Below are 9,319 nucleotides of genomic sequence, written 5' to 3' on the forward strand. Positions count from 1 at the left end.
TTTAAACGAACCACAGAGGACACAGAGAAAAAATATCAGTTATCTTTGTGTGGGAAGGGAGTAATTTTCTCATTTATCTAATTAATTATGTCAGAATTGGGGGAGCTTTCATCAGAAAATAAAATCCTGTAAATCCTTTAATCCTGGATATCCTGATTCTGAATTAATAATTTTATGTAATCTTTAAATGTTACAGTTTACAAGTCTCGATGCGAGAGAAGAAAGAGAAGAGAAAGCCCTATAATCAAACAAAACTTCTGCCGGGAGGTGTCCTTCTGGTGCTTTTTTATCAAAAGTAATATCTTTATAGTACAACCAGTTGCTTCCTTTTCTCCATCCTACTTTATCTCCAAAGGTTTCCCAAATTTTCTTATCGTATTTTCTCGTTCCACCCAAACCTTGATAAATCTTTTTCTGAACAGAAAACCCAAAACATCCATCACTGTATTTTACCCATAACTGGTCAATAGTGCGGAGGTCTTTACAGGGAAAATTATCAATACTTGCAACATCTAACCAACCTTCCTGTTCTCGCTTTACAACCGCTAACATTACTCGTACAGTTTCCGCATCAGCTTCTTTCCAGTTCCCTGCTTTAAGGTAGTTTTGCAATTTCGTGTAGTCCATTCCTACGGCTGATTTTAATTCAGCGTCATTACCATTATTCTCACTATTTAGACTAGGAAATAAAGCCACCCATTCCTTCATACTTTGCGGACGGTTTTTAGGTTCTAATTCTAGACCTTTAATAATCGCTTGATTTAACCTATCACTAATCTTTGAATTTATCCTTTTTGGTTCTATGAAATCATTATTTAACATCTTCCTTGCTAAACAAGGTGTGGGAGTATCTCCAGTCAGTAAATAAAATAAAGATGCAGCTAAAGTATAAACATCTATACTTGCTGATTTTTCTGTTTCTAACATTTGTTCCCAAGGTGCAAAAGCTAAATTAGCAGCTTGGTTAATACTTTGACTATTCACATTTCCTGCTAAACCAAAATCTATTAAAATTACAGTATTGCTATTTTCTCTTAATATCATATTCCCTGGATGTGCGTCCCGGTGAATAATCCTATTTTCATGACAGAGAGATAAAGCATCAGCGATTTGTTTAATATAATCAATCGCAAATTTTTCTGATAAACTGCCCTTGTCTTGGATTAAATGATATAAATTTTCACCCTTAACAAAATCCATGACTAAACATGGTAAATTATCTTCTTCAAAAAAGTCTATAATTCTGACTATATTAGGATGATGATTTTGAGAAATTTTGGCTAATGTTCTTCCTTCCTTGCGAAAACCTTCCACAAATCTAGGATAATTAACATCTCTACACAACCGACTATTAGGAGTTTTAATAACAACGGGAAAATTCAAATCTTGATGTCTAGCTTTATAAGTAATTCCAAAACCTCCTTCTCCAATTACTTTTTCTATAACATATTGGGGACGTTGTTTTAATGGTTTTCCTGGTTGTAACATGATGAAATAGTATTTTGTCTGAATCAGGATTTACAGGATTTAAGGATGAACAGGATTTAGATTCTCAATTTCTAGGATAATTGATTTTGATACAGAATGATTGGAACAAAGAAATTAGGGATATTTTAGATATGGGTAAAAATAATGATGTTAATAATGCAAAATTTTACTATATATGCGCGGACAGATTCCTACTGATAACATAAGTATAATGTAAATTTCGCGTCTTGTCAAGTCTTAAAATATTCAAATTCTTGATCAATATATTCATGTTTAATTTCACTAGATTTCTCAGCTTCTAAATATTCTGAGAGAGAGAAATATAGTATTCACTTTTGCTAATAATTATTTTCCTATGTCTATAAATTGGTGCTGATAGCGTGACGTTAGCCATTATTTTCCTGAAAAATATAACTAATACTTTATAAATGCAACAGATTAATTATCTTGAACAAGTTAAAAAATGTGTCTGTTGTAACAAAAATTAACCAATTGTGAGGGGATCAAGATATTACTTGCCCAGTATTAATAAAAACTTATATAAATTCAGATTGCCATATATATACTTTAGGAAAACGACTGTTCAGAAATCCTGATTAAAAAATATTGCAATAACTTGATTTAGTTGCTAATGTGTGTAGGTACGACAGCACTGGTGAATGCTCGGATCATTAGAGAGGTGAAATCAATGAGCTTTATCCATCCTGCCAAAAGTCTTTTATGTTGATTAAACAATCCTGACAACGAGGAATTTCTGCTTTCAACAAGCAATAAAGGGGTATTGCAAATGAGCAGAAAAAGTAGCTCGAATCTTGTCACTGAATGGAGATTTGATTTTTGTTTACCGTTCATTAATCGTCTTCCCTGTTGATTGCCAAGAAGGCAAAAGGAAGACGAAAAATGAAGAATTTGGAGGTGAAAACCGATGAAGATTCAAGGAAAAGTTGCACTCATTACCGGGGCTTCCCGTGGCATTGGTAAAGCGATCGCTTTAGAATTAGCCAAACAGGGCATGAAAAGGCTAATATTGGTAGCACGCGATCGCCAAAAGTTAACCGAAGTAGCCGCAGAAATCGAAGCTTTGGGCGTAGAAACTACAATCATGGCCTTAGACTTAACTCACTCAATCAACGTCAACATCGCCGTAGCCCAACTTTGGCGCACTCATGGACCAATTCATCTACTCGTAAATTGTGCCGGAGTCGCACATCAAAACTCATTTCTGCAATCAAAACTTCCCCAACTGCAAGAAGAACTCTCCGTCAATTTGTTGGGAATGTACACCCTCACCAGCTTGATAGCCAAACGTATGGTGAGTCAAAGACAAGGGATCATTGTTAATGTCTCCAGTCTAATGGGGAAAGTTGCCGCCCCGACAATGGCCACATATTCCGCCACCAAATTTGCCATTGTTGGATTTACCCAGGCACTACGTCAAGAACTTGCCCAACACAATGTCCGTGTTATCGCCCTACTCCCTTCCCTCACCGAAACAGACATGGTGCGTGACTTGCAATCATTCCGGGGAGTGATCCCCATGACACCCGAACAAGTCGCCCAAGCCCTCGTTATCGGCATAGAAAACGATACCGCAGAAATATTAGTAGGCTGGCAATCTCACCTAGCCGTATTATGCCAACGTATTGCCCCGTGGTTACTAGAAATCATCCTGCAACTAGCAACACCCAAAAAACCATTACCTGATGCTGCCGGATAAATTTCAAATCCTCTTAATTCCTCTGGAGTGCCTCTGCGCCTCTGCGTGAGAAAAAGTAATTAATTCACTCATGTAAATTACGAGGGGGGATCATTCTCCCCTCATAAAACTCCCTTTCCAACTGACTTAATTTCCACCATCCTGCACCTAACAACAGAGGGATCAATGTTTCTACCATCACCAATAAAATTGATTTTGTTTCTATCAAAAAAGCTAATAAAGGACTACTAGCTAAAGCAACAATAGTAAGAACACCACACCAAAATTTTAACTGTTGAACTCTTTTTAAAGCCTGACGACAACTAGCACATTTTTCTGTATGGGAATGATATCTTTCTAGCAATCCTTCCTTATTCAATAAAAGTGGTGGTAAAGATTCTTCTGGAAATGTTTCCCCATGATATTGATTTACCCATTTACGTAACTCAGCCACAAAAGTATCTGCTTTCGTCGCTAGATAAAAGGCTTTATTAAAATTAGCACTACCACCTTGAGCCGCTAAATAACGTTCTTGATAATGGAGAAAAATTTGATCATCTTCCAAAACGCCATTTTGTCCAATATGGACATACCAACGAGGGCGAATTTTAATAAAAAATCCTGGTAGTTTAGACTTGAACTTAAAAGGAAAACGGGCAATAATCCGACATTCACCTTTGCGAATGGGGACAGCATAAACAACGGTTAAAATTCTGCCTTTTTCCGCATTAATATCATGCCACATCAACCCAGGGGCAATAAATGTTGTGGAAAGTTTTCCCGATTGTCCCGCTTTTAATCCTTGTTTCCAAATCCCTTCAAAACCATGTTTTCCTGATTCAACTATTTCTAATTCTAAGGGTGCAGCATTGGCACGATTCCCCACTGTCAGATGATGGGTAAAGGCAATATGACTAGGATCAAGGATATTTTCTAATAATGTTAAAGCATCATAAGGAACATCTCTAAAAGTGTTCATAATTACCCATCCATCCGGCGCTGCTTCTATGGGTTCAACTACAGGAACTTTTGTATTTACAGCATTCTCTGGATTACCAGCATAGACAAATAATAATCCTTGTCGTTCTGTTGTTGGTAAAGATGGTACACAAGCCCTGGGAGAAGTTTCCGCTTTTCCATCTGCAACCTGTTGGGGAATTTTTTGACAAGTTCCATCTCCAGCAAAAGACCAACCATGATAAGGACATTCTAATAGTCCCTCTTCATTAATTCTGCCTTCGGAAAGGGGTGCAAGACGGTGAGGACATTGATCTATAAATACTTGCCAAAATGAGTTTTTTTGATCCCACCAAATCACAATGTCTTTACCCAAAAGAGTGAAAGGAGTGGGTTTTGATTTATCTAAATCTTGAAGATAGTGAACTGGATACCATGCTTCTGCTAATTGGAAAGAATCGGGGTTATTTCCTCCAGGTAATATTTCTGTGATAGAATTTTCGTTGAGAAGAGATTGTGTTTGCACCATTTTCTGTATTGATTAATTTTCAATAACTTTTAATTTAACATTCTAGCAATAATCATCCCTAATTGAACACTGATAATTCCTAAAATTGTACTACCTGAAAAATAACCAGCAGCAGCTAACCAATTACCACGTTGTAACAAGCCAACTGTATCTAACCCAAAAGTAGAAAAAGTAGTATATGCCCCTAAAAATCCTGTAGCAACAATCAACTTAATTTCTGGAGAAATCATCGCTGTTTTTTCCATAGCTAAAGTTGCGAAAAAACCCATTGCTAAACAACCACTAATATTAATAAAAAAAGTTCCATAGGGAAAACCAAAACCAAAGCGGTTTGTAAACCACAAAGTTAAATAATAGCGACTTAAAGCCCCAGCTATTGCCCCTAAACTAATGGCAATGGGAACACGAATTTCTGCCTGTTGTAACATTATTAATCTTTTCTTAAATCGGCCTCAAACGGAAAACCGTACTTTGGGGATAGGTTTTCATCACTGTACCTCAAAGTTGAACTCGATACAATCAAGGAGTGGCTAAAAGGATGCTGTTGTCCAGACAAAGTTACAAAAATTAATACAGCACAAGTAGGAGAGTTATCAAGATGGGAAATCAACTGAAAACTGCTATTTTACTAGCTACTCTTAGTGGCTTATTGATAGCAATTAGTTATTGGGTGATTGGTGGTACGGGGGGCTTAGTTATCGGCATTGGTTTAGCCGCAGCGACTAATCTATTCTCATGGTATCAATCAGATAAGATTGCTTTAGCAGTATATAACGCCCAACCTGTCAGCGCAGCAGAAGCACCAGGACTGTATCACATTGTCCAAAAATTATCTAGCCGTGCCAATATTCCCATGCCGGGAGTATACATTGTTCCTAGCCCAACCGCCAACGCTTTTGCTACAGGACGAGATCCCGAACACGCCGCTGTGGCTGTCACTGCCGGGATTTTAGACATCCTCCCAGAGGATGAATTAGAAGGCGTAATTGCCCACGAACTTACCCACATTATCAATCGTGATACCTTAACTCAAGCGGTGGCGGCTACTGTGGCTGGGGCTGTTTCCTTCCTCGCGCAAATGCTCAGTTATAGTATGTGGTTTGGTGGCGGTTCACGGGATAATGAAAGAGGTGGCAATCCTTTGGGCGTATTAGCTACAGTTATATTTGCCCCCATTGCTGCGACGGTGATTCAGTTGGCTATTTCCCGAACTAGAGAATTTTCTGCTGACGCTGGTGCTGCAAAATTAACAGGTAATCCTCGCGCATTAGCTAGGGCTTTGCAACGGTTGGAATCTACAGCTAGACAAATGCCTTTGAATGCTAACCCAGCTTTTGAACCATTATTAATTATTCATCCCATTTCTGGGCAGTTTTTGGGTAATCTTTTCTCTAGTCACCCAGCAACTGAAGTAAGAGTAGAAGCTTTATTACAATTAGAACGGCAACTTATTAGTCGTTAATTATCTATCTTTGGTCATAAGTATATTGATAAATCCCCAATTAACTGATGACCAAATTATGATCATTACAGGTGCAATATTCATCCACAAGTAAACTTTACCAATAGGATGTGGCAACTATGACTACTAACAATATTGAATCTATAGAAATCGTAGAAATTAGTCTTCATACCAGTGAAAATGGCGAGACAGATGAAGTTAAGCAGGAAACTACGGCATTATTGGAAGCAATTAAAAACCGCGCCCAAGCTGAAGCGGAATCTGCCGGTACTCTCACCCGTGAAACTTATTTAAATGCGGTGCGTCAGGCGCGGGAAGCTATTGAAAGAGACAAACTTATTGAGCGGGATCGCTTAGAATATTCTTGGGCGAAAATTCAAGAAGAATTAGAGTATAACTGGAATTTACTGTCTAAGGATGTGACAGATTTAGGCGAGAGATTCCAAAATGCTGCTAAGGCTGCTTGGGACGCTTTTAATGCTCCTCGTGATCAGGATTAATAATAACAATATAGCGGTTCTATTTGATTTGTAAACGAATTTTTTTTAACTAACCGCTCCAGGCGCAGAGAGCGCGGAGGAAGAAAAGAAGGAGATGTTTACATATTATTTAGAATCGCTATATTTAGGGATATGAGACGATTGTATCCCTGATCTGAGAATTGATGGTAAATCTCAAATAAAACCTGATACAACATCTTCATAGATAAGTTTTTCAGAGATTAATCAAATTTTTATAAGTATATATTTTGCTAAAATAAAAACATAGTGTTCTAGAGATCGAGACTGAAAATGATTGGTTTCTTGATTTTTGCTGATTTTTTTTCAACTAAAACTACTACAATGACTGTTGATGCTAGATAATGGGAAAGCCTTGACATTTACCCAACCTAGCCCGGAACCAAAGAACTAACAACTATGCGAACTCACTATTGCGGCGAACTCCGAAAAGAACATATTGGTGAAACTGTTACCTTTTACGGATGGGTAGACCGTCGCCGCGATCACGGTGGTGTGATATTCTTAGATTTGCGCGATCGCTCTGGTATTGTCCAAATCGTCAGCGACCCCCAGCGCACCCCAGACTCCTACGAACAGGCTAACTCACTCCGAAATGAATACGTTGTCGCCATCACCGGTACAGTTAGCCAACGTCCCCCAGAATCCCTAAATCCCCGTCTACCCACAGGCGAAGTCGAAATCTATGCGGATAAAATAGAACTACTCAACGCCGTCCGCAAACAGTTACCTTTCCAAGTTTCCACCGCAGACACGGAAACAGTTCGGGAAGACTTGCGGTTAAAATATCGTTATTTGGACTTACGACGGGAACGCATGGCGCAAAATATGCAATTGCGTCATCAAGTTATCAAAGCCATGCGTCGCTACCTGGAAGATTTAGAAGGTTTTATCGAAATCGAAACCCCCATTCTCACCCGTTCCACCCCCGAAGGTGCGCGAGATTATATTCTTCCCAGTCGCGTGAATGAAGGTGAATGGTTTGCTTTACCGCAATCTCCCCAACTATTCAAACAATTATTGATGGTATCGGGAATGGATAGATACTATCAAGTTGCGCGATGTTTTCGGGATGAAGATTTACGCGCCGACAGACAACCGGAGTTTACCCAATTAGACATGGAAATGAGTTTCATGTCTGAAGATGAAATTATTGAACTCAACGAAAAGTTAGTTTGTCATATTTTCAAAACCGTGAAAGGAATTGATTTACCTCGTCCTTTTCCTCGGCTTCCCTATGCGGAAGCAATGAACCGTTACGGAAGTGATAAACCAGATACCCGCTACGATTTAGAATTAGTTGATGTTTCCGACGTTTTAAAAGATTCCGGTTTTAAAGTTTTTCGAGAAGCTGTTGCTAACGGTGGTATCGTCAAAATTCTGCCCATTCCTAACGGTAACGATGCAATTTCTAATGTTCGCATTAAACCAGGTGGAGATATTTTCCGAGAAGCCGCAGAAGCTGGTGCGAAAGGTTTAGCATATATTCGCGTTCGAGAAAATGGCGAAATTGACACCATTGGCGCAATTAAAGATAATTTGACACCGGAACAAAAGCAGGAAATTTTAACAAGAACAGGTGCAAAAGCTGGACATTTGTTATTATTTGCGGCGGCTGATACAGGGACTGTCAATAAAACTTTAGACAGAATTCGTCAATTTGTGGCTAAGGAATTTAAGTTAATTGCAAAAGACAAAATTAACTTCCTGTGGGTGACAGAATTTCCCATGTTTGAATGGAATGCAGGTGAAAACCGTCTAGAAGCATTACATCACCCATTTACAGCCCCTCATCCTGATGATATCAGCGATTTAAAAACCGCCCGCGCTCAAGCTTATGATTTAGTCTTAAATGGGTTTGAAGTTGGTGGTGGAAGTCTGCGAATTTATCAGCGAGAAGTTCAAGAACAGGTGTTTGCAGCTATTGGTTTATCAACGGAAGAAGCACAAAGTAAATTTGGCTTTTTGTTAGAAGCTTTTGAATATGGTACTCCTCCTCATGGTGGTATTGCTTATGGTGTAGATCGTTTGGTAATGTTGTTATCTGGAGAAGAATCAATTCGTGATGTTATTGCTTTTCCTAAGACTCAACAAGCTCGTTGTTTGTTAACAGATGCTCCCGCAAATGTGGACGCAAAACAATTGAAGGAGTTACACGTTGCTTCCACTTTTAAACCGAAGGTTTAAGGTTTGATTATTCCCTCTGCTTTTTTTGCAGGGGGTTGAAATATGATTTTTTTCACGCAGAGACGCGGAGGCACAGAGAAGAGCGCAAGAGTATGGTATAAAATTTAATATATTGATTGATTTGGAAAAGATGACTATTCCTGATTTTCAAACTATTATGCTCCCTTTATTACAATATGCAGGTGATGAAAAGGAACATTCTTTAAGAGACGCTATTACATTTTTAGCTGATGTTTTTAATTTAAGTGATGAGGAAAGAAAGGATTTATTACCTAGTGGACAACAAGCGGTTTTTGATAATCGCGTAGGTTGGACTAGGACACATTTGAAAAAAGCTGGTTTAGTGGAATCTCCCAAAAGAGGATTTTTTCAAATTACAGAACGGGGAAAGGAGATTTTAAGTAAAAATATTACAGCAATTAATGTCAAATTTTTAGACCAGTTTCCAGAGTATATTGAATTTAGAACTACTAAAAAAGATA

At 38.4% G+C, this 9,319-nt stretch carries 8 protein-coding genes; 5 read left to right on the forward strand and 3 right to left on the reverse strand.

Annotation, left to right across the window (positions count from 1 at the left end; all coding sequences use genetic code 11):
* Nucleotides 1-183 precede the first annotated feature (183 nt).
* Nucleotides 184-1,488, reverse strand: coding sequence for a serine/threonine-protein kinase (locus FJR11_RS05640; RefSeq protein WP_168502726.1), 1,305 nt, complete (start codon nucleotides 1,486-1,488; stop codon nucleotides 184-186).
* A gap of 925 nt (nucleotides 1,489-2,413) precedes the next feature.
* Between FJR11_RS05640 and FJR11_RS05645 the strand changes: the two genes are divergently transcribed.
* Entirely contained in the window at nucleotides 2,414-3,205 is a 792-nt protein-coding gene (locus FJR11_RS05645; protein ID WP_168502727.1) for an SDR family oxidoreductase, read from the forward strand.
* 64 nt (nucleotides 3,206-3,269) lie between these two features.
* Here FJR11_RS05645 and FJR11_RS05650 read toward each other — a convergent pair whose 3' ends face one another.
* Together FJR11_RS05650 and crcB are read right to left on the reverse strand one after the other, a co-directional pair.
* Nucleotides 3,270-4,670, reverse strand: a complete 1,401-nt coding sequence (locus FJR11_RS05650; protein ID WP_168502728.1) for a Rieske 2Fe-2S domain-containing protein — start codon at nucleotides 4,668-4,670, stop codon at nucleotides 3,270-3,272.
* A 29-nt stretch (nucleotides 4,671-4,699) separates the two neighbouring features.
* Entirely contained in the window at nucleotides 4,700-5,098 is a 399-nt protein-coding gene (gene crcB / locus FJR11_RS05655; RefSeq protein ID WP_168502729.1) for a fluoride efflux transporter CrcB, read from the reverse strand.
* 170 nt (nucleotides 5,099-5,268) lie between these two features.
* Between crcB and FJR11_RS05660 the strand changes: the two genes are divergently transcribed.
* From FJR11_RS05660 to FJR11_RS05675, 4 genes are all read left to right on the forward strand, one after another.
* Complete coding sequence (locus FJR11_RS05660) at nucleotides 5,269-6,132, forward strand: zinc metalloprotease HtpX (RefSeq protein WP_168502730.1); 864 nt, start codon at nucleotides 5,269-5,271, stop codon at nucleotides 6,130-6,132.
* 119 nt (nucleotides 6,133-6,251) lie between these two features.
* Nucleotides 6,252-6,632 (forward strand): hypothetical protein, encoded by a 381-nt coding sequence (locus FJR11_RS05665; protein WP_168502731.1) that lies wholly within the window; start codon nucleotides 6,252-6,254, stop codon nucleotides 6,630-6,632.
* 417 nt (nucleotides 6,633-7,049) lie between these two features.
* On the forward strand, nucleotides 7,050-8,837 hold the full coding sequence (aspS, locus tag FJR11_RS05670; RefSeq protein ID WP_168502732.1) for an aspartate--tRNA ligase: 1,788 nt from the start codon (nucleotides 7,050-7,052) through the stop codon (nucleotides 8,835-8,837).
* A 130-nt stretch (nucleotides 8,838-8,967) separates the two neighbouring features.
* The coding region (locus FJR11_RS05675) for a winged helix-turn-helix domain-containing protein (protein WP_305765050.1) at nucleotides 8,968-9,319 on the forward strand (352 nt) is incomplete at its 3' end.

The organism is Anabaena sp. UHCC 0187, assembly GCF_009712035.1.
GTDB lineage: Bacteria > Cyanobacteriota > Cyanobacteriia > Cyanobacteriales > Nostocaceae > Dolichospermum.

Coding starts and splice junctions, on each gene's coding strand:
- FJR11_RS05660 (WP_168502730.1), top strand. CDS start 5,269: ATGGGAAATCAACTGAAAACTGCTATTTTACTAGCTACTCTTAGTGGC.
- FJR11_RS05640 (WP_168502726.1), bottom strand. CDS start 1,488: ATGTTACAACCAGGAAAACCATTAAAACAACGTCCCCAATATGTTATA.
- aspS (WP_168502732.1), top strand. CDS start 7,050: ATGCGAACTCACTATTGCGGCGAACTCCGAAAAGAACATATTGGTGAA.
- FJR11_RS05645 (WP_168502727.1), top strand. CDS start 2,414: ATGAAGATTCAAGGAAAAGTTGCACTCATTACCGGGGCTTCCCGTGGC.
- crcB (WP_168502729.1), bottom strand. CDS start 5,098: ATGTTACAACAGGCAGAAATTCGTGTTCCCATTGCCATTAGTTTAGGG.
- FJR11_RS05650 (WP_168502728.1), bottom strand. CDS start 4,670: ATGGTGCAAACACAATCTCTTCTCAACGAAAATTCTATCACAGAAATA.
- FJR11_RS05665 (WP_168502731.1), top strand. CDS start 6,252: ATGACTACTAACAATATTGAATCTATAGAAATCGTAGAAATTAGTCTT.